The sequence below is a fragment of the Kitasatospora sp. DSM 101779 genome (genome assembly GCF_025655475.1).
GTDB lineage: Bacteria > Actinomycetota > Actinomycetes > Streptomycetales > Streptomycetaceae > Kitasatospora.
This window is the reverse complement of sequence record NZ_JAHTIK010000001.1, coordinates 7,153,199-7,176,407: the sequence shown is the minus strand read 5'-3', so window position 1 is coordinate 7,176,407 and position 23,209 is coordinate 7,153,199. Positions and strand designations below refer to the sequence as shown.

The window sequence follows — 23,209 nt, the reverse complement described above, 5'->3', positions numbered from 1 at the left end:
GAGTCGGTCGATCCGCCCGACGGTCGCACATCGTGCCGGGCCCTGTCAGAACAGCACGTCGTACGAGGCGTAGCAGACGCAGAGCCCCAGCCAGGCGCCCAGGGCCCCGACCAGGCCCGAGCAGACCCGGCCGACCCGGGTGCGGCGCTCCTTCGGGCGGCGGCGCTGGAGCAGGCCGTACACCGCGACCGCGGCGCCCACGGCGGCCAGGCTCCAGGCCGCCAGTGGGCTCCGCCCGTACAGCCGGCCGGCACCGACCACGGTGCCGGCCAGCGAGGCCGTCGTCAGCCCGGCGAGCACCAGGCCGCCGACCAGTTCCAGGACGGCTTCGCCGAGGACGCGGCGGCTCCGGCCGTGGACGCGGCGCGGCCTCCCACCCTGCTCGTCCGACACGTGACTCCCCCTCCTGTGTGGTCGGCGGTCGGCGTTCAGGCCTGTGGATCATCCGCACCGAGCGGATCGTACCGGCGGCCTCGGGCGGCCGGGAAACTCCCGGGACCGGAGGTGGGCCCGGCCGCTACGATCGGCGCCGCACCCGATCACCGGCGGCCGATCCACCGCCCGCCCCGCGGACGACGTGGAGGACTCCCGATGACGCAGGCGCCCGAACGACGGACCGACCACCCCGAGCGGCTGACGGCCGGCCACCCCTTCCGTCAGTGGAAGACCTGGCGGATCCCCGGCACCGGGCTGACCCTCACCGGCTACTCGCGGGCCAACGACAAGACCTTCTTCCACGTCCCCGAGCTGCGCTGCAGCCTCGACGCCGGACTGTGCGAGGGGCGGCAGCCGGACACCGTCTTCCTGACCCACACCCATGCCGACCACGCCAAGGACCTCGACTTCCTCGCCGCCAAGGCCTCCGGGGTCGACATCCACCTGCCCGCCGCGGCCGTCCCGTACGTGGAGTCCTACCTGCGGGCCTCCGCCGAGCTGAACCACGGTCCGGAATACGACCCGGCGCTCGCCGGGCACCGGCTGCACGGTGTGCGGGGCGGCGACGAGTTCTCCTTCGGCCGTGGCGGCCACCGCGTCCGGGTGCTGGAGTGCGAGCACAAGGTGCCGTGCGTCGGGTACGCCTTCTCGGAGGTGCGGACCGCCCTCGCCCCCGAGTACGAGGAGCTGCGGCGGACGCTGCTCGCCGAGGGGCGCGGCGCGGAGTTCGGGCGGATCGTGGCGCAGCGCCGCCGGGAGGGCGCCGAGGTCGACCGGGAGGTCGTCCGGCCGCTGTTCGCCTACCTCGGCGACACCCACGTGAACGTCTTCGAGCGGAATCCCTGGCTGCTGGAGTACCCGGTGGTGATCACCGAGTGCACGTACCTGGACGACGCCGAGCTGGCGCGGGCCGACCGGGTCGGGCACACGGTGTGGAGCCGGCTGCGGCCGGTGGTCGAGGCGCATCCGGAGACGCTGTTCGTCCTGACGCACTTCAGCCTGCGTCACTCCGACCGGGAGGTGCTGGAGTTCTTCCGGTCGGAGCGGGCGCGGGGCGGGCCCGGCAACGTACTGCTCTGGGTGCACCCGGAGAGCAGCCTGCCGGAGCAGCACCAGCGGACCGACGGCTGACCGGGCCGTCCCGGTCGGCCCGGGACGGCCGGACACCGACCCCCCCAACGGCAGGAGCACCGCCATGTCCGACACCCCGCCTGACCCGTGCACGGCGGCGCTCTCCCACCCCGACCCGGCGGTGCGGGAGCAGGCCGTGCGCGGTCTCCGGTCCCGGGGTGCGGCCGGGCTGGACGCCCTCCCCGCCCTGCTCGCGCTGTTCGGCGACCCGGACGGGAGGGTGGCGTGTCAGGCACGCATCGTCGTCGAGGAGCTCGGGGCGCGGGCCGTCCCCGCACTGCGGCGGGTCCGGCGTTCCGAGCCGGGGCGGCTGCGGCCGGCCGCACTGACGGCGCTGGCCGGGATCGGCGGCGAACCGCTGCTCTCCGCGCGGGACGTGGCCGCCGTCGAACGGCTGGTCCGGATCAAGCTGACCGCCGACCGGCCGCAGCCGCTCAGCGCCTGCTGGCTGTACTGGGTCGCGGTGGCCGGCGGTGACCAGCCGGGCATCATGCGGATCCTCGGGTTGACCGAGCCGCGGCCGGCGACCTTCGCGCTGGGCAACGCGATCCTGGACGCGGACGTCCACGGCTTCGGTGACGACGAGCCGGGCAGCCCGGTGGGACGGGTGTTCGTGACGCCCGAGCTGGACGGCTGGACGCTGGTGGCCGGTGCGTGGTGCGACCCGTGCGACGCGGAGCGCGGCGAGGAGCTGCGGGAGCGGTGCATCGAGCTGAGCGCACGTTACGGCCGCGCCCAGGCGTACTACTTCGGCGCGCAGAACGACGGCTCGGCCTGGCTGGTCGCCGAGAACGGCACGGTGGTGCGCCGCTACAAGGAGGCCGGCGAACCCGACGACCGGCTGTGGACCCTCGGCGAGCCGCTGGAGTACGAGCGTTCTCGGCGCGCCGGACTGGGACTGCCCGTCCCCTGGGACGACACCGTCCGCGAGGACCTCGACGACGCCGAGGACGAGTGGCGGTGGGAGGCGTTCGATCTCGCACGCGGGGTCGCTGCGGCGCTGAGCATCGATCCGCTGGCGATCGGACCGCACACCGCGGTGCGGGGCACGCCGGTGATCGCCCTGACGCCCGTCGGCGTCGCCGAGGGCGTGCCGCGCGGCGCCTACGCGATCTGACGCCGCGGGCCGCCGGCGATCCGCGGGCCGGTGGCCCGGCCGGGGTCGCCCGGTTGCCGTCAGCCCGCCGACCGGGCGCGGGTCAGTCCGACCGGCTGCGCCGGCCGGCCCGCCGCGGCGAGGGCGCGCACCTCCGCCAACTGCTCAGGGGTGAAGCCCCGCTTGAGGATCGGGGTGAAGAACTTCGGAGCGTGGAGGAGCAGGAAGAAGTCCGCGGTCTCCACGAACCGGACGGACCACCAGGCGATCTCCGCGGAGTGGCCCGGACGGCGGACGGTCACCCCGGTCTCGGTGACGGTAACCTCGGTGGCACCTGGAACACTCGGCGTCTGCTGACGGGCGGCCGACCGGGTGCCGATGGTGAGGTGGGCCAGGAGTCCGAGAGCCATGAGTGAGGACCAGGTGCCGAGCGTGACGTCCCCGAAGCTCCAGATCTCGAGCTGACCGAGCAGCAGGAGACAGACGACCGCCGTCCAGGCATTCTTCCGCGGTTTCGCCAGCGCCTGTTGGAAGGCCCGCACGCGTTCCTGCGGGGTGGTCTCGTAGCTGACCGTGATGTGCATGGTGCTCCGTTCGCAAGGGACGGATCATCATGGCGCACGGCCGTAACCGGCGGAAGGGGGGTCAGCAGGGCTGCCGCCAGGCGTCGAGTTCCAGGTGCTTGGTCATGGAGCTGAGGCCGAGTCGGCGGCTCTTGTCGCAGTAGCGGTCGTTGGGCGTCTTGTACTCGACGTGGAAGACGGCCTTTCCGGCGGCGATGAAGGGTTTGAGGGCGTCGCACTCGTCGAACTCGGCGCACTGCTCGTTGACGGCGAAGTCGAAGTCGCCGACCAGGGCCGGGATCTGGTCGAGGTCGTTCTTGAGTCCGACGGCGAGGCCGCGGTCGTGGGCGAGCTTGGCGATGGCCTTGTTGTAGGCGATCTGGTCGTTGGCGTTGATCGGGAATCCGGTGTCGGCGCGGTAGTTCTCGACGAGGTCCGGCTCGACGCCGTCGAAGCCCTTGTCGCGGCACATGTCGAAGCGCTTGGCCATCAGCGGCAGCAGGACGTCGGTGCGCCGGATGTCGAGCGAGGACTCGCCCTTCCAGCCGTTGGCCCCGCCGAGGACGGCCTTGGGGAAGCTCTTGGCGTCGGAGCGGTAGTCCTCGTAGGCGCCGACGTTGACGTAGCAGATGACCTTGCGGCCCTTGGCGTGCAGTGCGGCGACCGTGGCGGCGTCGTTCTCGAAGCCGTCGATGTCGTAGACCGGCACGTCGACGCCGGTGTCGACGCGGCCGTCGAGCTGCCACTGCCAGGCGGTGCGCGGGGCGGGCTGCCAGCGGCCGGCCGTGGTCGGACGGCCGCCGGTGGGGCTGCCGGAGGGGGCGGTGTCGTTGCCCGGGGTCGGCGAGCCGCTCGACGAGGGGCTGCCGCTCGCGGACCCGGACGGCGCCGCGGTGGGCTCGTCCTGGTCGGGGCCGTCGTCGTCGCCCCCGCCGGAGCATCCGGCGAGGGCGAGCAGCAGGGCGGCCGCGGCGAGGGCGGCGGGGTGGCGGCGGGTCATGGGTCGGTCTCCGTCCGGGTGGGCGTCAGAGCGGGCCCCGCGAGGGCCGGTGTCAGGGCCGGCGACAGTGTCCGCCACGGGTTGTCGCCGTCGCCCGGTGTCGCGTAGTGGACGGCGGCGCCGCGCAGCCTGGCCTCGCGGGGGACGGCGCGCAGCCGGCCGGACGGCACGCCGTGCACCAGGTGGCAGAAGAGCCCCGGCGGGTGGTCGGCCGTCCAGCGCGGCACGGGCGCCGCCTCGTACGCCTGCCAGTCTCCCTCGAAGGTGACCAGCAGGTCGGCAACCCCGCCGTCGGCGTAGGCCGGGTCGGGGTGGGTGCCGTGGCCGAGGACGACGCTCTCGCAGCCCAGGGCGCGCGCGGCGACGGTGAGCCGCCGCTGGTAGGGCAGGAAGGCCGGGTCGGTGCAGGCCTGGTCGAAGTAGACGCCGTCGGTGCCGTACCAGGCGCGGTGGCGCTGGAGGTCCTCGACGACGGCGGCGTGCGGGCGGCGGCCGTACCCGGTGTCGACGTAGCCGAGGATGCGGACCCCGGCCTCGCGGAGTTCGGCGACCGGTTCGGCGAGCACCGGGTCGGGTGCCTCGCCGGGGCCGTCGGCGGCGTTGACGACGACTCCGTACAGGCGCGGAGCGGCCCGGACGAGGGCCCGCCAGGCTGACGGGTCCTCGGCCGGGTGCACGTAGAGCGGTACCAGCAGTCGCTCCTCCATCAGGCGGCGCGCTCCGGGGTGTCGTTCGGGCCGTACTGCGCGGCGGCCTTGAGGCCGTGCCAGAGGTCGGCCAGCGACTCCTCGGGCGTGATCCGCGGCTCCCAGCCCAGGGCGCGGGCGGTGGAGATGTCGGCCTGCTGCCAGGAGACGGCGGCGGAGCGTTCGGAGCCCGCACCGTGCTCCTCGATCCGGCCGCCGAACTGCGCGGCGGCGACCAGGGCGTCGGCGACGGCGCGGACGGGGCGGGCCTCGCCGCCGGCGATGTTGAGCACCGGGGGGAGCGGCCGGGCGGCGGCGAGCACGGCGCCCACCGCGCGGGCGACGTCGCGGGCGTCCACGAAGTCGCGGTACGCGGAGAGGTCGCCGACGGTGACGGTGCCGTCCGGGCCGGCCCGACGGAGCTCTGCGGCCAGTCGGCCGGCCAGCGAGGTGCCGGGCGCGCCGGGGCCGATCGGGTTGAACACCCGCAGCACCACGGCGTCCTGGCCGTTGGCGGCGGCCTCGGCGACGGCCAGGGTTCCGGCGAGCTTGGTGGCGCCGTAGAGGCCGCCGGGCCGCGGTGCGGCCGTCTCGGCGAGCGAGCTGCCGTGCTCGCAGGCGCCGTACTCGGCGGCGGAGCCGAGGTGGACGAGCCGGGTGCCGGGCAGCGCCGCGCGCAGGGCGGCGGCGAGCACGGCGGGGCCGCGGGCGTTGAGGCCGGTCTGCAGCAGGGCGTCGCCGGTGACGGCGCCGGCGCAGTTCACCACCGCGGCGGGGCGGAGGTCGGCGAGCAGCGCGGTGAGGCCTTCGGCGGTCTCGTTCGCGAGGTCGATCCGCAGGTCGGCGGAGGAGGAGTGGCCGGCGCGGAGCACCCGCGCACCGGGGAGGGTGCGCAGGTGCTCGGCGATGTGGCCGCCCAGGAAGCCGGTGGCTCCGAGGACGAGGACGTCCATGGGTCAGGCACCCCGCAGCAGCAGGTCGCGGTTCTCGAGGAAGTCGGCGTTGGCCCGGTCGTAGTCGTCGGGGCGGCCGATGTCGAGCCAGTAGCCGTTGAACTCGTAGGCCTGCGGCGGGGTGCCGGCGTCGAGCAGGTCGAGGACGAGGTCGTCGAAGCCGAGCGGCTTGCCGGGGGTGTAGCGGGTGAGGGTGGACTTGGAGAGGCCGTAGACGCCCATCGAGACGTGGTAGTCCATGCTGGGCTTCTCGCGGAACTCGGTGACCCGGCCCTGCTCGGTGGTGAGGACGCCGAAGTCGATGTTGACCTTGCGCGCGTAGGTGGCGATGGTGAGCGGCGCCTCGGCGTCGATGTGCTGCTTGAGGACGTCGCCGTAGGCGAGGTCGGTGAGGACGTCGCCGTTCATGACGAGGAAGTGCTCGGGCAGGGTGTCGAGCATGGTGAGCAGCGGGCCCATGGTGCCGAGCGGGGTCTCCTCGGTGGTGTAGGAGACGTCGATGCCCCACTGCGATCCGTCGCCCACGTACGCGCGGATGATGTGGCCGAGGTGGCCGATGGCGAGGGTGCAGCTCTCGAATCCGGCCGCGACGAGCTGGCGCATGACGATCTCGAGGATGGCATGCTGGTCACCGATGGGCACGAGCGGCTTGGGCAGCGCGGTGGTGTACGGGCGCAGGCGGACGCCCTTGCCGCCGGCCAGGATGACAGCGTGCATGCTGGTGCTCCTTTTCTTTGTGCGGTGGGTGCGGGCGCGGGTCAGACGTTGTACAGGTCGGTCTTGTAGCGGGCCAGGTTGGCCGGGTCGCGGAAGAACTCGATGGTGTGGAGCAGGCCCTCCTCCAAGGAGTGGGCGGGGGCCCAGCCGGTGGCCTCGCGCAGCCGGGTGGCGTCGGCGACCAGGCGCATGACCTCGGAGGCGGCCGGGCGGATGCGGTCGGTGTCCTCACGGACCGTCAGGTCGGCGTCCATCAGCTTGCCGACCAGGGTGACCAGGTCGCCGACGGAGATCTCGCCGCCGGTGCCGGCGTTGAAGGTGCGGCCGACGACCTGCTCGGCGGGGGCGGTGCCGACGGTCGCGAACGCGGCGGCGGTGTCCTTGACGTAGAGGAAGTCGCGGGTGGGGCGGAGGTCGCCGAGGGTGATGGTGCGCTCCCCTGCCGCGACCTGGCCGATCACGGTCGGGATGACGGCGCGCATGGACTGGCGCGGGCCGAAGGTGTTGAACGGGCGGAGCGTCACCACGGGGGTCTCGAAGCTCGCGTGGTAGCTGTCCGCGAGCCGGTCGCCGCCGGCCTTGGAGGCCGCGTACGGGGACTGGGTGTTGATCGGGTGGTCCTCGGTGATCGGGACGGTCTGCGCGGTGCCGTAGGTCTCGCTGGTTGAGGTGTGCACCAGGCGCGGGATCTCCAGGTGGCGAACGGCCTCCAGCACGTTGAGGGTGCCGGTGACGTTGGTCTCCACGTAGGAGTGCGGGGCCTGGTAGGAGTACGGGATCGCGATGAGCGCGGCCAGGTGGTACACCGCGTCGGTGCCCTTGACCAGGCCGGTCACCGAGCCGGGGTCGCGGACGTCGCCGAGCACGATCTCCACGCTGTCCAGCACGTCCTGACTGAGGGTCTCCAGCCAGCCGAAGGACGAGAAGGAGTTGTACTGGACCATCGCGCGGACGCGGTGGCCGTCGGCGACGAGCTTCTCGACCAGGTGGGAGCCGATGAAGCCCTCGGCTCCGGTGACGGCGGCGGTGGTGGTGCTGCTCATGGGAGAGCCTCCGGTGGTGTGGACGTGTGGGTGTGCCTCGCGGACCCGTGGACGGGTGCGCGGTTGGGGGGTTCGAGGGTGCCGTCGGTGCGGCACGGGCCCGCTCGGGCGGGCTGCGCGTCAGACGGCCGCGGTGCGGCTCATCTGTGGGCGGTGATCCGGCCGGTTCTGGCACGGGCGGCGAGGACCAGCGCGCCCACGGCGAGGCCGGTGGCGACCAGTCTGGCCGGGGTGGCCCAGGCCGGGTCCAGTGCGCCGGCGGTGCTCTCCGCGACCGCGGCGGCGGTACATATCAGTGCGGGCGGCCAGACGGCGCCGAAGACCTGGAGCAGCAGGGCCGTCCAGAGCAGGGCGCCGAGCAGCAGCAGTCCGGCGAGCTGGACGGGGCCGGGGAGGGCTCCCGTCCAGAGCAGGCCCGCGCCGGTGCCGAGGACGGCGAGCGCGGCGAGGTAGCCGGCGATGAGTCCGGCGAGCGTGCGGTCGGTGCGGTTGCGGAACTGGTCGGCGGTGGTGCTGGTGTGCAGCGCCGTCACCGAGCGGCTCCGGAACCGGAAGAGCAGCCACTCGGCGAGCCCCATGGTGAGGGTCAGTGCGACGGCGGCGGAGGCGCCGCCGGGCACCGCGGGCCGCCAGGGGTCGCCGAAAGAGGCGGTGATCACCAGCGCGCCGACCGCGAAGCCGAACAGGCCGTGCGGCAGGCTGTCGGCGAGCGGTACGCCCGCCTCCGGCGTCCTGTCGCCGGCCTTCAGCCGCTGCACGATCTCGATGCCGGCGAAGACGGCGGCGAGCGCGAGCGAGAGGGCCGGTCCGGCGATGCGCAGCCAGTTCGGCAGGTCCACCGCGATTGCGGCGGCCGCGCCGGCCGTGGTCGGTGCGAGTGCGCCCATCAGCCGCTTGGCCCGCCGGGTCACCAGGAGAACGGTGGCCGAGGCGAGGTAGAGCGACTGCCCGGCGGCGAACAGCAGCACGGCGCTGTCGGCCCCCGCGAGGGCGGCCGCGCCGGTGCCGAGCGCGGTGGCGGTGAGACCGCCGCGCAGCAGGCTGCGGCCGACCGCGGCCCGGGCGCCGAGGGAGCGCCAGGCGTACGCCCGGTGGGCGAGTGCCTGGTTGAGGCCCCAGCCGACCAGGGCGGTCAGCGCGAGGGCGCTGCCGGCGCCGGCCGACTGCAGGAACCGCGCGGTCGGCAGGTAGGCGAGGCCGGGCAGGGCGAACAGCAGGCCCCGCAGCACGGTGCGCAGCGGGTCGGCCTGCCAGGGGTCGTGCGGCTCCGGCGGCGCGGGGTGGCGCCGCTCGGTGCGGGCGAAGAGCTCCTCGGCGATGGAGAAGGAGTCGGTGCGGCCGTAGCGGACGGCGGCCTGTTCGTCCGTCAGCCCGTCGGACTCGAGGACGGCGGCGATCTCGAAGGGGTGGACGGCGCGGGCGCAGACGTCGGCGAGCCGTTCGGCGAGTTCGTCCAGCGGGTCCTCGGGCAGCGGGACGGGCTCGGCGGAGCCGCGTTCGGCGGCGCCGGGCTCGACGATCCGCAGGGCGAGGGTCTCGTCGGGGTTGTGGCGGGTGCCGACCGCCGTGCCGGTGAGCTCCTCGGGGCGCGGGACGCGCAGGGCGAGCGTCTCGTCCTGCCGCTCGGCCTTCTTGCGGCGCGACGGCGGCAGCTGCAGGACGACGGTGTCCTCGGGACGGGGGCCGTCCTCGGAGAGGTTCAGCAGGGTGCTCATCCGGCGGCTCCGACGGCGGAGCGGGCGGCGCCGGCGGTCTCGGCGTCTTCGGGCCGGGCGGGCGACCACCAGTCGAACGGGCCGTCGTCGCGGGCCGCGCGGAAGCGGTCGCGGCGGTCGAGTTCGCTGTAGATGTCGCGGAAGGAGTCGATGGTCTGGCGGAGGGTGAACTGCTCGATGACGCGCATCCGGGCGCCGCGGCCCATCTCGGCGCGGCGGTCGGCGTCGCGGAGCAGTTCGAGTGCGGCCTTCGCCATCGCCTCGGGCTCGCGCGGCGGGACGACCAGGCCGGTGTCGCCGACGGCCTCGCGGACGCCGCCGACGTCGGTGGAGACGGTGGCCCGGCCGCAGGACATCGCCTCGATGAGGGTGAACGGGAAGCCCTCGCTGATGCTGGACAGCATGACGACGTTGCCCGCCGCGTAGGCGTCGCGGATGTCGTCGACGCGGCCCTCGAAGACCACGGCGTCACCGATGCCCAGTTCGGCTGCGAGGGCCTCGCAGCGCTCCCGGTATGCGGCACCGCCGGCGGGGGTGCCGCCGAAGAGCCGCAGCCGGGCGCCGGGTATCTCGGCGTGGACGAGGGCGAAGGCCCGGATCAGCGTCTCCAGGTCCTTGATCGGGTCGACCCGGCCGGCCCAGCTGAGAGTAGGCACCTCCGGCTCGGGACCGGCGGGTGGGAAAGCCTCCGGGTCGACGCCGTTGTAGACGGTGCGGATGCGCTCGGCGGGGGTCCCGGCGCGCTCCTCCCAGCGGCGGTTGTAGCGGTTGCCGGGGGTGACGAGGGCGGCCCGTGCGTAGCTCTCGACGGCGAGCATCCGGTAGAAGCCGAGGACGAGCGCCTTGACCGGCCAGGCGTAGCCGGTGCCGTAGCCGAGGTAGCGCTCGCGCAGGTAGATGCCGTGCTCGGTGAGCAGGAACGGGGTGCCGTGCAGGTGGTTGCCGACCAGGCCGGGCAGCGCGGCGAGGCCGCCGCTGACGGCGTGCAGCACGCCACCGGGCTTGGGGTGCGCGGCGAGGGGGCGCAGCGCGTGCTCGAGGAGCTCGGTGGCGGTGAGGGCGTCGTGCAGGCTGGGCTTGGCGGCCGCGGTGGCGAGGTGGGGGCGGTTCCACACGTCGGCGAGGACGCGCAGGGCGGCCTCGGAGCGCAGTGCGGGGCTGAGCCGGCCGGCCCGGGCGTGGTCGGCGAGGATGTACAGCTCGGGGCCGAAGGCGTCCTCCTCGGCCGGGTCGAGCAGGGAGAGCAGGAAGCGCTCGTAACCGGTGAGGAAGGCGCGCATGGCGGCGCCCTTGGGTGCCTGGCCGGGCGGGGCGGGGCCCCAGAGCGGCACGGCCCGGACGTCGGTCACGTGGCCGGGGAGGTCCCAGGAGAGGGGCTGCCCCGCGGTGCCGGTGATCGCGATGATCCGGAACTCGGTCTCCGGCATGCCGGTGACGAGCTGGTCGCACCAGACGCTGACGCCGCCGTGGCTGTGCGGGTAGGTGCCCTCGGTGAGCATGGTCACGCGGGTGCCGACCAGGTGCGCGAGGTCGGCCGGGCGTGCCGCGCCCGGCGCGTCGGGCTCGGTCCCGGCCGCGGGCACGGCGTGCAGACGTGTGTTCATGGATTCCCCCCCAGGAAATCCCGCCCCCGGGCAGGCGGGCGGTGATGGTGCGCGTGGTGCTGGCCGGTGCCCCGGGCCGGGGAGGGTTGCTCCCCGGCCCGGGGCGGCCGGCGGCGGTTGCCGTCCGGTCGGATCAGCGGGCGCTGCGGGTGCCGCCCTGCGTCGCGGTCGACGTGGACGCTGCCTTGGTGCTCTTGGCGGTGAGCTTGTTGATCGTGGTGCCGTTCGCGGCCGGGCCGGCCGGGACGGGCGTCTTGACGCCCTTCGGCACCGGGAGGCTCGCGACCGTCTTGGCGATGGTCGTGCGCAGGGCCGTCATGGCCGTCTGCGCCGGCACCTCGCCGGCCGGCAGCTTCAGCGTGACGTTGACCTGGGTGAGGCCGGGGCCGACCCAGCCGGACAGCTGCCCGGCGTAGGCGGAGCCGAACGCGGTCGAGCCGATCAGCTGCTTCTGGACGGTACCGGTGGGCATGGTGGCCTCGGCGAGGACGCCCGACGGCGCGCTGACGGTGACGGTGTCGCCGATCCGGTAGGCGGTGACCTGGCCGGAGTTCACAGCGTTCTTCCACTGCGCGCGGCGCTGCAGCTCGACGCCGATGTCCTTCTGGCGGAGGTTCACCAGCGGGGTGTCCGAGGCGTACAGGGCGTCGTAGTCGTTGAGGATGCGCTCCATCACCGGGTAGGCGATGCGGTCCTCCGCGTAGTTCGACTGGTGCACGAAGTGCGGCCGCGGGTCGTTGTTGATCGCCCGGTTGACGGCCAGTCGGGCCTCCAGCGGGACGATGTAGTCGGTGTAGCCGGTGTTCACGTCCAGCGGGGTGGGCAGGCAGGTGCTGGTGGCCGGGTTGTCCTCGCAGATGCCGCTGCCGCCCTGCGCGCGGGAGGTGTAGATCCAGTTGTACTCGTCCACCTCCTCGACCGTCTTCGCCGCGTTGTAGAACACGTTGAGCGGGTAGCGCGGGACGGTGAGCGCGTTGCCGACGGCCCGCTGGTCGTGCTCGCGGGAGGCGTCGCTGGCCAGCCAGCGGGTGCCGGTGTTGTTCACGGACGGCGCGAGGTACGGGTTGTCGGTGGGCTGCTGCGGGTTGGTGACCAGGCCGGAGTGCTCACCGGTGACCAGCTCGGTGTTGTCCACGTTGGTGAGGCCGTTGTTCGCCGCCCAGGTGCGGTTGTTGGTGATCTGGGAGGTGATGTCGGCCTGGCTGGTCCACACCGTCTGGCCGCTGGCGTTGGTGGTGCAGCGCCACGGCACCACGGTGGTGTCCTGCACGCAGCCGAGGAACTGGTGCTGGTAGGTGTGGTTGATCCAGCGGTAGGCGGACTGGTCGGCGATCAGCTGGGCGGCCAGCGGGTCGGTGCTGTTGCCGTCGGCCTTGAAGTCCTCGGAGCCGCCGCCGTTGTACGCCAGGTCGACCTTGAAGTTGTGGTCCTGCTGCCACTGCTTCAGGTACTGGGCGTCGGCGACCGACATCCGGCTGGGGTGCTCCTCCGGGTTGCTGCCGGGCGGGCAGGTCACGTCGCCGGGGGTGCACTTGAGGACGGTGTCCCAGCGGTCGTCCGACATGAAGACGTCGTCGACGTGCAGGGCGAAGTAGTTGCGGTCGTAGCCGAGGTGGATGCCCTCGGTGGCCCACTCGACGATGCCGCGGGCGAGCTGCCGGTACTGCCGCTGGTAGGCGTTGTAGACGAAGGTGACGACCAGTTCGCGGCGGCCGTCGTGGGCGTACTCGCCGACCAGCGAACCGCGGGTGTCGGTGCCGGGGATCGGCGCCTCCACGTACGGGGTGAAGGTGGCGCCGGCGGCCTGCTGGGCGAGCGGGGTGGCGATGTAGCCGTAGCTCTCCGACACGGACGGCGAGTTGTCCTCGAAGGTGATGCCGCCCTCGAGGTAGCCGAACGGCCCGGACTTGCCGGCGGTGGTCACCTGGGCCTGGACGCCGTCCAGGGTGCCGGCGTAGGCGCCGGGCAGGGTGCCCCAGTTGAGGCCGACGCTCGCACCGGCGTAGGTGTAGGCGTCGACCTGGCGGATGCCGAACTGCGCCTCGTAGGAGGCGAGTGCGGTGAGCTCGGCGCTGCTCAGGCCGGCCGGGCTCTCGCTGGGCATCACCACGGCCTGGAACTTGGCGCGCGGTGCGCCGTTCAGCGTGTCGCTGAGGAAGGCGGCGGCGATGGTCGGACGGCCCGCCGAGGCGAGGTCGATCCGGGTGTACGGCACCCCGGTGCTGTCGAGTTCGGCCACGATCGCGCCGACGGCCGGTCCGCCGTCGTCGACGACCAGCAGCCGCAGGTCGATCCTGGGAGTCGTGGCCGCGTACGCGCCGGGCATCGGCGCCAGCGTCATGACGAGGCCCGCCACCGTGCAGGCAGCGGCAATTCGGGCTCTACGCCCCATGAGGTGTCCCTCCCCCTCGGACGGCGCGCGGGTCGCGCTGAGAGTCGCCGTCCGGATCGTGCGATGTGCGAGTGCGCATTGCGGTGTACGTGTGGTCACCAAAAACGCGGCGCTCCAGGGCGCCGCGCAACGTCATCCCCCGCCGCACATCGTATGACCATCCGCCCCAGTCGCATCCACCGAATCACCCAGGAGAGTGCAAAGTTGTCGAATAATCAGCACATAGGTCATTTGCCATTTCACACGTACCCACCCGGTGCGCCTCCCGCGCTCCCCACTCAGCAAACTCCCAGGTGACCGCGGGGTAGCCCGCACTCCCTGCGGCCCGCTCGACCCGGCACACCGTACCGTGCCGGAGCCGTCCGTGCACCGGCTCGACTCCCAGGAAGGGCTCAGGAAGCGCCGGGGAGCCGCACCGCCCACCTCTCGGGCCTCACAAAGGGAGCGCGACGTTCCGCTACCGACGGCGCGTCAGAATCGGAACGCGGTTGCGCCACCGGTACGGTTCTGTGACGAGACCGCGACAGTGCATGGGAAGGCCACGTCCATGACACCGTGCTCCCCCTCCGCCGGCTGCTCCTGCTCGCCCCGGGACCTCGCCGAGCAGGCCCGTGCGTGGTCGCTGCCCCGGCACCGGCGGCCCACCCCGGCCGGCACGGGCCAGGCACTCGACACCTTCCTCTCCTGGTGGGGCCGCGCCCGCCGCGCCGACCTCCGGTAGGTCGCGCGAGGGGAGCCCGGCAGGACCGGCCCCGAGATCCTCCGCGGAATCCCGGCCGGGACTGTCGAAATCCCGCCGTCGGCCTCTACCCACCTGTGACGGCGCCCCGCCCCGGGGCCGCCCGTACGGCGCGAGGAGAGAACGATGAAGTACATGCTGCTGATGCAGTTCAGTGCGCGGAACACCGACTTCCCGGCGATCACCGAGTGGGCCGAGGAGGACGTGCAGGCGCACATCGCCTTCATGGCCGCCACCAACGAGAAGCTGGTCGCCGACGGCGAGTTCGTGGACGGCCAGGGCCTGGCCTTCCCGGACACCGCGAAGATCGTCCGGGCCTCGGGCGCCGCCGGTCCGCTGATCACCGAGGGCCCCTTCCCGGAGACCAAGGAGTTCCTGGCCGGCTACTGGATCGTCGACTGCGAGACCGAGCAGCGGGCGATCGAGATCGCCGCGCACGCCTCCTCCGCGCCCGGCCCCGGCGGCGAGCCGCTGAACATGGCGATCGAGGTGCGCCAGGTGATGGCCGCCCCGCCCGCGGAGCTCTGACCCTGTCCGGCCCGGCCGTCGACGACCTGCTGCGCGAACTCGCGCCGCGGGTCGTCGGCCTGCTCACCCGCCGGTACGGCGACTTCTACGCCGCCGAGGACGCCGTCCAGGAGGCCCTGCTCGCGGCCGCCGTCCAGTGGCCCGAGCAGGGCCTGCCGGACCACCCGCAGGCCTGGCTCGTCCAGGTCGCCGCCCGCCGGATGACCGAACGGGTTCGCAGTGAGGCCGCACGCCGTCGGCGCGAGGAGACCGTGGCCGCACGCGAGCCGGACGACCGCCGCACCGCACCGGCCGCCGACGAGGACGGCGCCGCCGACCGGGACGACTCGCTCACCGTGCTCTTCCTCTGCTGCCACCCGGTGCTGCCGCCGGCCGCCGCCGTCGCGCTCACCCTCCGTTCGGTGGGCGGGCTCACCACCGCCGAGATCGCCCGGGCCTTCATGGTGCCGGAGCCCACCATGGGGCAACGGATCAGCCGCGCCAAGCAGCGGATCAAGGCCTCGGGCGTACCGTTCTCGATGCCCGCCGCCGAGGAACTGCCGCACCGGCTCGACCTGGTCCTGCACGTCCTGTACCTGGTGTTCAACGAGGGCTACGCCGTCAGCAGCGGGCCCGATCTGCAGCGCACCGACCTCTCCCGGGAGGCGATCCGGCTCGCCCGGGCCCTGCACCGGGCCGTCCCGGACAGCAGCGAGGCGGGCGGACTGCTCGCCCTGATGCTGCTCACCCACGCCCGCAGCGCCGCCCGCACCGGGCCGGACGGCGAACTCGTCCCGCTCGCCGAGCAGGACCGCAGCCGCTGGGACGCCGCCGCCGTCGCCGAGGGCGCCGCCCTGATCACCGCCACCCTGCCGCGCGGACCGGTCGGCCCCTACCAGGTACAGGCCGCGATCGCCGCCGTGCACGACGAGGCCGCCACCGCCGAGGAGACCGACTGGCCGCAGATCCTCGCCCTGCACGGGGTGCTGGAGCGGCTCGCCGACAACCCGGTGGTCCGGCTCAACCGGGCGGTGGCCGCCGCGATGGTGCACGGCCCGCGGACGGGGCTCGACCTGCTCGCCCGGCTCGACACACCCGACGCCCTGGCCGGGCACCAGCGGCTCCACGCGGCACGCGCCCACCTGGAGGAGATGGCCGGCGACCGGCGGGCCGCCCTCGCCGATTACCGCGCCGCCGCCGAACGCGCCACCAACCTGTCCGAACGCCACTACCTCACCCTCCGAGCCGCCCGCCTCGCCTCGGACGGAGCCCCGCCCCGGACGGGCTTCACCTCGGACCGGGCTGCAGCCCACCTGGCCGTCCGGCCCGACGGATAGCCTGCGCGCATGACGGAGAGCACGGGCACCGACCACCTCGACACCACCAGGGCCGCCTACGACGCGGTGGCCGTCCGCTACACCGAGCTGTTCGCCGACGACTTCGGGGCGCGTCCGCTGGACCGGGCGATGATCGACGCCCTCGCCGAGCTGGTGCTGCAGGCGGGTGGCGGGCCGGTGGCCGACCTCGGCTGCGGGCCCGGGCACGTGACGGCCCGTCTGCACGGGCTGGGGCTCGACGCCTTCGGGATCGACGTCTCGCCCGCCATGGTGGCCATCGCCCGGTCCCGGTACCCGCAGCTGCGCTTCACGGAGGGGCCGATGCTCGGCACGGGGCTCGCGGAGGGCTCGCTCGGCGGCATCCTCGCCCACTACTCGCTGATCCACACCCCGCCCGAGGAGCTGCCGGAGGTGTTCGCGGAGTTCCACCGGCTGCTGGCGCCGGGCGGTCACCTGCTGGTCGCCGTCCAGTCCGGCGACGGGCCCCTCCCCCCGGTCACCGCCTACGACCACAAGGTCGCACCCGCCTACCGCTGGTGGCCGGACGCGCTCGCCGCGCTGCTCCGGGAGGCCGGCCTCACCGAGGTCGCCCGGCTGGTCCGCGAGCCGTACGAGGGCGAGCGGACCCCGCACGCGCAGCTGCTCGTCCGCCGCCCGGTCGCCGGCTGACGCCCGGTCACCCGTCGGCGGCCGCCGCGCCCGGCCCCGGCCCGCGGGGCGTGTCGAGGCCGGGGAGGCCGTCCAGAACGGCCAGCTGCTCCTCGATCCGCCCGGCGGACCAGGAGAGCAGCCAGTCGGTGTGCTCGGGCGCGTAGCCGCGGGGTGCGCCCTCGACCCGCATGACCAGCGCCAGGTAGATCCGGTAGAGCGCCAGGCGTGCACGGGCTCCGGCGGTGTCGGTGCGCAGGCCGGGGGCGATGCCCCGGCAACCGGCCATCAGGTCGGGATCGTCCTCGGGGGTGCCGAGCGGGTCGAGGCCGACGAGTTCGGCGAGCGGGTCGCCGAAGAAGGCTCGTTCGCCGTCGATGAGGCCGCCGAGGCGCAGGCCGCCGTGCACCGGGTCGCCGGTGAGGACGAGATTGCCCTCCCAGGCGTCGAAGTTCGAACGGCGCGACCACGCGGCCGGCGGCACCCGCGACAGGGGTGCCACGGTGGAATCCAACAACGCCGGCCCCGCTCCTGCCGAGCCCTGAATGAAGAGCCGCCCGTCCGCCGTCCGCCGGGCGGCGGGGGTAGCGTGACGCGGCGGCACGGCGCAGCCAGGAGGGGCCGGCTCCGGAGGGTGCCGGGGCCACCCATAAGTCAAACCTATGGGTACATAAAGCAGAGGTATGTACCGTGGAACGTCCGCGGCAGCGAGGGTGGCACTCGGAAACCTCTCCGCCGTCCGTTCCCGGGCCGTCCGCGGCCCGCCCCTGCCGAAGGATGCCGCCATGTCCCGCCCCGTCCGGGTCGCGATCGTCGGAGCCGGCCCCGCCGGCGTCTACGCAGCCGACGCCCTGCTCAAGTCCGAGATCGCCGCCGACCCGGGTGTCTCGATCGACATCCTGGAGCGGCTGCCCGCCCCGTTCGGGCTGATCCGCTACGGCGTGGCGCCCGACCACCCGCGGATCAAGGGCATCGTGACCGCCCTGCACCAGGTGCTCGACAAGCCGCAGGTCCGCTTCTTCGGCAACGTCGACTACCCGGGCGACCTCGCCCTGGAGGAGCTGCACCGCTTCTACGACGCCGTGGTCTTCGCGACCGGCGCGGTGGCCGACCGCGACCTCGGGATACCCGGGATCGACCTCGACGGTTCGTACGGCGCCGCCGACTTCGTCTCCTGGTACGACGGCCACCCGGACGTGCCCCGCACCTGGCCGCTGGAGGCCCGGAAGGTCGCGGTGCTCGGTGTCGGCAACGTCGCCCTGGACGTGGCCCGGATCCTGGCCAAGACGGCGGACGAGCTGCTGCCCACCGAGATCCCGGCCAACGTGTACGACGGGCTGGCCGGCAACCAGGCGGTGGAGATCCACGTCTTCGGGCGGCGCGGCCCGGCGCAGGCGAAGTTCAGCCCGATGGAGCTGCGCGAACTCGACCACTCCCCGACCATCGAGGTGGTCGTCGACCCCGAGGACATCGACTACGACGACGGCTCGATCGCCACCCGGCGCGGCAACAAGCAGGCCGACATGGTGGCGGCCACCCTGGAGAACTGGGCGATCCGCGACATCGGCGACCGCCCGCACCGCATCCACCTGCACTTCTTCGAGTCGCCCGTGGAGGTCCTCGGCGAGGACGGCCGGGTCGTGGGTCTGCGCACCGAGCGCACCGCCCTCGACGGCACGGGTGACACCACGGGCACCGGCATCTTCCGCGACTGGGACGTCGAGGCGGTGTACCGCGCCGTGGGCTACCGCTCGGACGAGCTGCCCAAGCTGCCCTTCGACAGCATGACGGCGACCGTCCCGCACGAGGCCGGCCGAGTGCTGGAGGCCGGGGCGCACCTGCCCTCCACCTACGTCACCGGCTGGGTCAAGCGCGGTCCGGTCGGCCTGATCGGCCACACCAAGGGCGACGCCAACGAGACCGTCGCCTGCCTGGTCGAGGACCACCGGGCCGGCCTGCTGCGGCTCGCCGAGTCGCCGGCCGAGGACGCGGTGGTGGCCTTCCTGGAGGAGCGCGGTGTCGACTACACCACCTGGGAGGGCTGGCAGCTGCTGGATGCCCACGAGAAGGCGCTCGGCGAGCGCGAGGGCCGCGAGCGGATCAAGGTCGTCCCCCGCGACGAGATGCTGCGCGCCTCCGGCAGCTCGCTGACGGCCGGACGTGAGACCGACGCCGCGCAGTGACCGGACGCACGGCGGCCGGACGCACGGCGGCCGGACGCACCGGGCCGGCCCGTACGGCAGCGGCACCCGCCGCCCCCGTACGGGCCGTCGCCGTGCTCAGAACCGGGCCAGGCCGCCGGGCGCGAGCCGGTGCAGGCGGTCGGCCAGGCCGGCGGCGTCGAACGCCTTGGCGAGCGAGTCGCCGTCCTCGGTGAAGTGCGTCCAGTGCTCGAAGTGCAGCGGGACGACGTGGCGGGCGCCGAGGATCCCGGCGGCCTCGGCGGCCTGGGCGCTGGTCAGGGTGAGCGGCGCGTCCGGGATCAGCGGGGTGCGGGCGGCGCCGGCGAAGAGCAGCGCCACGTCGATCGGGCCGACCCGGTCGGCGACCTCGCGGACGATGTCCAGCGAGGCGTTGTCACCACTGACGTAGACGGTGGGCAGGCCGCCGCCGGACAGCACGAAGCCGGTGACCTCGCCGACCAGCGGCTCGCTACCCTGCGGCCCGTGCAGGGCGGGCACGCCGGTGACCCGGAGCGAGCCGCCGTCGGGCCGGGTCAGCACGGTGTGCTGCCAGTTCGGCAGCGCCCGGACGGCCCCGCCGAGCCGGTCGGCCGCCGAGCCGGTGGAGAGCACCGTCGGCACCGCACCGCCGGTGACCAGCCGGCGCCCGGAGGCGTCCAGGTTGTCCGGGTGGTGGTCGTGCGAGAGCAGCACGGCGTCCACCGGCCCGACCTCGGCGAGCGGCAGCCCCGGGCCGGCCGTCTTGGTGAGCGTCCGGGTGCCGACCGGGTGGGGGCCCGGGCCGTCGAAGGTCGGGTCGGTGAGCAGCCGGAGGCCGCCGAGCTCCAGGACGGCGGTCGGGCCGCCGATGTAACGGACGGTCAGCGTGGTCATGGAGGCTCCCCTTCGGCCGGTGTCCCGTACACCGGGGACAAGCCCGCAGCGAGCACGGTTGTTCCCGGGGCGGTGCACATCCCCCCGATCGGGGGATGCGGCCCGGCTGCACCCGGACACACCCCGGTGCCCGGGCCACGCTGCAGGGGCGGGTCCGGGCACCGGCGGGATCCGGGTCAGGACGGCAGGGTGACGAGCTGCCAGCGCTGGTTCGGGTTGGTCAGCTCACCGCAGTCGTGGACGTAGACGTAGTCGCCGTCGGTGTCGAGGCACTGCAGGGTCTGCTGGTTCTGCAGGGTGATCACCGAGCCTGCCTTGTTCTTCTCCCACCAGTGCTGGTAGCCGCTGGTGTTGCAGGTGTGGGCGTAGGCGGCGGTGCCGTTGGTGTCCAGGCACTGCCCGGAGGCGACGCCCTTGTAGACGACCGAGCCGTCGCCGAGCACCTCCCGGGCGAACTGCTGCCGCAGGTCGTCCTCGTGGCAGGCCTGCAGCCGGTAGTTGTTCCCGCCGCCGGGCGTGTCGTAGATGCACGTGCCGAACTTGGCGCTCTTGAACTGCACGAGCGCCCCGAAGACGGCCGGGGCGGCGGCCGCGCTGGGCACGGCGGTCAGCAGCGGCACTGCCAGGGCGACTGCCAGCGTCGGCAGAAGGAGTCTCGCGGGGCTGGGCACGCGCACGGCGGTGGGTCCTTTCGAGAGGGGTCCGCAGACCGCGGGGACGGCAGCGGCACGGACCGGACGGCCTGACGCCGCGCCAATTCCGTTCTCGAACGATGCTAGATCGGCACAAATCGCCCCACCTGCGGAGCGGCCCGCCCGGCGGCTCGGCCGGGCGGGCACCGGAGTGCGCGTACGGGCCGTCAGGCCCCTTCCGCCTCCGCGTCCTGGGCGTACAGGTCCTGGATCTCCAGCCCCTCGGTGCCCAGCCGCGTCCGCTCGGCGTGCTCGCGCATCCGGGCGCCGTAGACCGGATGGTCCATCAGCCCGGTGTACGTGTCGAAGTCCAGGTCGAGGACGCCGGCCTCGTCGGCGAGGTAGACGTCCAGCCCCGGGTACATCACCGCCACGTAGGGCAGGTCGTCGATGTCGGTCACCAGCACGGGGTACTCGCCCGTCGAGTCCGGCTCGCCGAGGTACAGCAGCCGGCGCGAGTCGCAGCCGCCCACCAGCGGCAGGCAGCGCCCCGGCAGAAGCGGCTCGAACTCGGCGAACATCGCCGACCACACCGCCTCGCCGGTGTCGAAGCCGTACAGCTCGTCCACCGTCTCCGAGAGCGCGCCGCCCGCGAGGTCGGGGGTCCTGGCCTCCGGGTACCAGCCGAGGCCCACCGGGAGCGAGGAGTCGAAGGCCAGCCAGCGCCGCAGGCTCGGCGGCAGCGGCCGGCCGTCCGGCAGCCGGAGGGCGGCGATGGTCTCGGCGGGCAGCGGCACCGGCTCGCCGTCCAGGTCCGGCATGTCGGCGGTCTCCCAGCCGTCCGCGCTCACCTTGGCGATGACGCGTTCGATCAGGGCCTCGCCGTGCAGGTCGTTCTCCATGCGCAGCACTGTGCCACACCCCGCTGACAGTCCTTCGGCCGATAGCGATCCGGGCGGAGAATTGCGGACGACCGCGGACGACCGCGGACGATCCGGGCAATCGGTCTTGCCCTCGTGCCCGGGCGTCCGGTGCCCTCGGCGGCAGCCGACGGGGCGGCCGACACCAGGGGGAACCGTGTCCGACACACCGCAGGACGAGGCCGACGAGCAGCCCGGCGCACCGGAGCGCCCGAGCACACGGCGAGGCCCGGGCCGGGCGGCCGGCGCCGCGGCGCTGGCGGCCGTCCTGCTGGCCGCGGCCGGACTCGGCTGCGCGTGCCGGGAGAAATCGCCGCCCTGGGCGCCTGCCGCTTCGTGGCCCCGCAGACGTTCCGTTCCCTGCCCGCCCATCGCGACGGACCGGTCACGGCGAAGGGGACGGCGGTCACCGTGACGCAGTCGCTCGGACCGCTCGGCGCCCACCGGACCGGCGTCTCCCACGGCCTCGGACCGATCGGCGCCCGGTACGGCGACAACCGGACGGCACAGCACTCCGCGGTCGGCCGCCACCAGCACGTCTTCGACCCCGCGAGCTCCCTGCACGAGCACGTCGACGGCCCCGCCCGGTCCGGCGTGCCGGTGGACGGCCTGCGCCCCGTCGACCCCGGGGCCCGGGCGGCGCGATGGCCTGCGGGTGCTGCCGGAGCAGTGCGGCGGCCTCGGCGAGTGCGTCCGGGTGGACGGCAGCATGCTCGCCACTACGCCGAGGCGACCGCCGACGGCAGCCTCGGCCCGGCCGAACTCGCCTCCCACGCACGCGACTTCCGCACCCTCGCCGAAGTCCCGGACTGAGCACCCACACCGGGTGTGCCCCTGAGGGGGTACGGGTTCCTCATGGGGGCGCGTGGGGGGACCTCCCGGCGAAGGCCGGGAGGTCCCCCCACGCGCCCCTGTGGTGATCACCCATGCCTCTGAAGGCAGCTCCTAGCCGATCAGTCGGCGGCGCCAGTCCAGCGGGGTGACGGTGATCGCGAGGCCGGGGTCGCCGTCCCACCGGGTGGTCAGCCCGGCCGCCTGCAGGGCGGCGACCACCTCGTGGCCGATCGCCGCGGTCGTCCCGGCCGAGCCGTCGAAGCCGCCGTAGAGCAGCATCAGCCCGTGGCCCTCGGCGGCCGAATCGGTGCACTGCGAGTGGAAGTAGACGAATCCCCGGGCGTCGGGGCCGCCCTCGGCGCCGATCTCGGTCTGGCCACAGCTGCGGCAGCAGGTGAAGTTCTCGCGGGCGGTGATGCCGGAATCCTGCAGGGCGGCGAAGGCCCGGGTGAGCCGCTCGGGGTCGGTCTCGCCCCGCCAGGCGGCCTGTTCGGCGACCCGCTCCCTCCACATCCGGTCGGCCAGCGCCTGCGCCTGCGCACGGGAGACGGGCCGGCGGTCCCCGCTGACCAGGTGGTACTCGGCGGTCTCGGCCAGCCGCGCCCGGGTGGTGTAGCCGCGGAGCAGCTCGGTGCGGACGCACGCCTCCAGCTCCGCGTGCTCCTCCTCGTCGAGGTCGAGCGGCGGCACCTCGGGGGCGGGACCCATGTCCAGCAGGGTCCAGTCCGGTCCGGCGTCCCAGCCGGGCTCCTGCGCCGCCCAGCCGGTCATCGCGGCGATCACCGTCGCGGGGTCGTCGACCATCGCCTGGAAGTGCCGGTCCGCGCTGCCGTCGCGGTGCTCCAGCTGGTAGTCGCCGCCGGCCTTGTGCCAGACCTGGGCGTACACGTCCGGCAGGTCGGGTATCCGCCGCACCACCAGGTACCGGTCGCCCTCGGCGCCGATCCGCCGGACCAGCCCGGCCAGGCCGTCGGCGGGCACCCTGACGTGCCGCTCCCCGTTCTCCGTCTCCACCACGATCTCGAGCATGCGCAGACTCTCGCACACCCTCCGGACAGCACCTCCCCGGGTACGGCGCCGCTCCCCGGCCGCCCCGACCCGCGCCGGGCCGGGAGCCTCCCGCCGTCGGACTCCGCGTCAGCACGGCGGACCGCGCGGACCGGCCCGCGGCACGGCGGACCGCGCGGACCGGCCCGCGGCT

Annotated in this window: 23 protein-coding genes; 8 read left to right on the top strand and 15 right to left on the bottom strand. The window is 74.0% G+C overall.

Annotated elements, in window-relative coordinates; translation table 11 throughout:
- Positions 1-45: 45 nt before the first annotated feature.
- Positions 46-393 (bottom strand): hypothetical protein, encoded by a 348-nt coding sequence (locus tag KSNIM_RS32570; RefSeq protein WP_263106743.1) that lies wholly within the window; start codon positions 391-393, stop codon positions 46-48.
- A gap of 198 nt (positions 394-591) precedes the next feature.
- Between KSNIM_RS32570 and KSNIM_RS32565 the strand changes: the two genes are divergently transcribed.
- Entirely contained in the window at positions 592-1,566 is a 975-nt protein-coding gene (locus KSNIM_RS32565; RefSeq protein WP_263106742.1) for an MBL fold metallo-hydrolase, read from the top strand.
- Between the two features lie 64 nt (positions 1,567-1,630).
- Complete coding sequence (locus tag KSNIM_RS32560; RefSeq protein WP_263106741.1) at positions 1,631-2,683, top strand: HEAT repeat domain-containing protein; 1,053 nt, start codon at positions 1,631-1,633, stop codon at positions 2,681-2,683.
- 59 nt (positions 2,684-2,742) lie between these two features.
- Here KSNIM_RS32560 and KSNIM_RS32555 read toward each other — a convergent pair whose 3' ends face one another.
- From KSNIM_RS32555 to KSNIM_RS32515, 9 genes are all read right to left on the bottom strand, one after another.
- Positions 2,743-3,246, bottom strand: coding sequence for a YcxB family protein (locus KSNIM_RS32555; RefSeq protein WP_263106740.1), 504 nt, complete (start codon positions 3,244-3,246; stop codon positions 2,743-2,745).
- Positions 3,247-3,307: 61 nt separating this feature from the next.
- Positions 3,308-4,225 (bottom strand): endo alpha-1,4 polygalactosaminidase, encoded by a 918-nt coding sequence (locus tag KSNIM_RS32550; RefSeq protein WP_263106739.1) that lies wholly within the window; start codon positions 4,223-4,225, stop codon positions 3,308-3,310.
- A complete protein-coding gene (locus tag KSNIM_RS32545; protein ID WP_263106738.1) occupies positions 4,222-4,932 on the bottom strand; it encodes a spherulation-specific family 4 protein in 711 nt (236 codons plus the stop codon). Before KSNIM_RS32545 ends, KSNIM_RS32550 begins: the two co-directional genes overlap by 4 nt.
- The gene (locus KSNIM_RS32540; RefSeq protein ID WP_263106737.1) at positions 4,932-5,864 is read right to left on the bottom strand and encodes an NAD-dependent epimerase/dehydratase family protein; all 933 of its coding nucleotides are present in this window, start codon (positions 5,862-5,864) and stop codon (positions 4,932-4,934) included. Before KSNIM_RS32540 ends, KSNIM_RS32545 begins: the two co-directional genes overlap by 1 nt.
- 3 nt (positions 5,865-5,867) lie before the next feature.
- On the bottom strand, positions 5,868-6,581 hold the full coding sequence (locus KSNIM_RS32535; protein ID WP_263106736.1) for a sugar phosphate nucleotidyltransferase: 714 nt from the start codon (positions 6,579-6,581) through the stop codon (positions 5,868-5,870).
- Between the two features lie 41 nt (positions 6,582-6,622).
- Positions 6,623-7,624 carry an SDR family NAD(P)-dependent oxidoreductase gene (locus KSNIM_RS32530; protein WP_263106735.1) on the bottom strand — a complete coding sequence of 334 codons (1,002 nt, stop codon included), beginning with the start codon at positions 7,622-7,624 and terminating at the stop codon, positions 6,623-6,625.
- A 140-nt stretch (positions 7,625-7,764) separates the two neighbouring features.
- Positions 7,765-9,339: a hypothetical protein gene (locus KSNIM_RS32525; RefSeq protein ID WP_263106734.1), complete on the bottom strand. Its 1,575-nt coding sequence runs from the start codon at positions 9,337-9,339 to the stop codon at positions 7,765-7,767.
- On the bottom strand, positions 9,336-10,838 hold the full coding sequence (gene pelF / locus KSNIM_RS32520) for a GT4 family glycosyltransferase PelF (protein ID WP_263108210.1): 1,503 nt from the start codon (positions 10,836-10,838) through the stop codon (positions 9,336-9,338). The genes KSNIM_RS32525 and pelF overlap by 4 nt, the downstream gene beginning before the upstream one ends.
- A 238-nt stretch (positions 10,839-11,076) precedes the next feature.
- A complete protein-coding gene (locus tag KSNIM_RS32515) occupies positions 11,077-13,335 on the bottom strand; it encodes a hypothetical protein (RefSeq protein ID WP_411543808.1) in 2,259 nt (752 codons plus the stop codon).
- A 547-nt stretch (positions 13,336-13,882) separates the two neighbouring features.
- Here KSNIM_RS32515 and KSNIM_RS32510 point away from each other — a divergent pair.
- The 4 genes from KSNIM_RS32510 (at position 13,883) to KSNIM_RS32495 (ending at position 16,587) form a co-directional block, all read left to right on the top strand.
- Positions 13,883-14,056, top strand: coding sequence for a hypothetical protein (locus KSNIM_RS32510; protein ID WP_263106733.1), 174 nt, complete (start codon positions 13,883-13,885; stop codon positions 14,054-14,056).
- 144 nt (positions 14,057-14,200) lie between these two features.
- On the top strand, positions 14,201-14,602 hold the full coding sequence (locus tag KSNIM_RS32505; protein WP_263106732.1) for a YciI family protein: 402 nt from the start codon (positions 14,201-14,203) through the stop codon (positions 14,600-14,602).
- A gap of 2 nt (positions 14,603-14,604) precedes the next feature.
- Positions 14,605-15,918: an RNA polymerase sigma factor gene (locus KSNIM_RS32500; RefSeq protein WP_263108207.1), complete on the top strand. Its 1,314-nt coding sequence runs from the start codon at positions 14,605-14,607 to the stop codon at positions 15,916-15,918.
- Positions 15,919-15,927: 9 nt separating this feature from the next.
- Positions 15,928-16,587: a class I SAM-dependent DNA methyltransferase gene (locus KSNIM_RS32495; RefSeq protein WP_263106731.1), complete on the top strand. Its 660-nt coding sequence runs from the start codon at positions 15,928-15,930 to the stop codon at positions 16,585-16,587.
- Positions 16,588-16,594: 7 nt separating this feature from the next.
- Here KSNIM_RS32495 and KSNIM_RS32490 read toward each other — a convergent pair whose 3' ends face one another.
- Positions 16,595-17,068, bottom strand: a complete 474-nt coding sequence (locus tag KSNIM_RS32490) for a hypothetical protein (protein ID WP_263106730.1) — start codon at positions 17,066-17,068, stop codon at positions 16,595-16,597.
- 283 nt (positions 17,069-17,351) lie between these two features.
- On the opposite strand from KSNIM_RS32490, the gene KSNIM_RS32485 reads away from it, so the two are divergent.
- Positions 17,352-18,749: an FAD-dependent oxidoreductase gene (locus tag KSNIM_RS32485; protein ID WP_263106729.1), complete on the top strand. Its 1,398-nt coding sequence runs from the start codon at positions 17,352-17,354 to the stop codon at positions 18,747-18,749.
- Between the two features lie 96 nt (positions 18,750-18,845).
- Here the strand turns inward: KSNIM_RS32485 and KSNIM_RS32480 are convergent, their stop codons facing one another.
- The 3 genes from KSNIM_RS32480 to KSNIM_RS32470 form a co-directional block, all read right to left on the bottom strand.
- Entirely contained in the window at positions 18,846-19,622 is a 777-nt protein-coding gene (locus tag KSNIM_RS32480) for an MBL fold metallo-hydrolase (RefSeq protein ID WP_263106728.1), read from the bottom strand.
- 176 nt (positions 19,623-19,798) lie between these two features.
- Positions 19,799-20,299: an RICIN domain-containing protein gene (locus KSNIM_RS32475; RefSeq protein WP_263106727.1), complete on the bottom strand. Its 501-nt coding sequence runs from the start codon at positions 20,297-20,299 to the stop codon at positions 19,799-19,801.
- 182 nt (positions 20,300-20,481) lie between these two features.
- Positions 20,482-21,156: a hypothetical protein gene (locus KSNIM_RS32470; protein ID WP_263106726.1), complete on the bottom strand. Its 675-nt coding sequence runs from the start codon at positions 21,154-21,156 to the stop codon at positions 20,482-20,484.
- A 315-nt stretch (positions 21,157-21,471) separates the two neighbouring features.
- Between KSNIM_RS32470 and KSNIM_RS32465 the strand changes: the two genes are divergently transcribed.
- Positions 21,472-21,987, top strand: a complete 516-nt coding sequence (locus tag KSNIM_RS32465) for a hypothetical protein (RefSeq protein WP_263106725.1) — start codon at positions 21,472-21,474, stop codon at positions 21,985-21,987.
- Between the two features lie 132 nt (positions 21,988-22,119).
- Here KSNIM_RS32465 and KSNIM_RS32460 read toward each other — a convergent pair whose 3' ends face one another.
- Complete coding sequence (locus tag KSNIM_RS32460; protein ID WP_263106724.1) at positions 22,120-23,037, bottom strand: DUF6891 domain-containing protein; 918 nt, start codon at positions 23,035-23,037, stop codon at positions 22,120-22,122.
- Positions 23,038-23,209 lie beyond the last annotated feature (172 nt).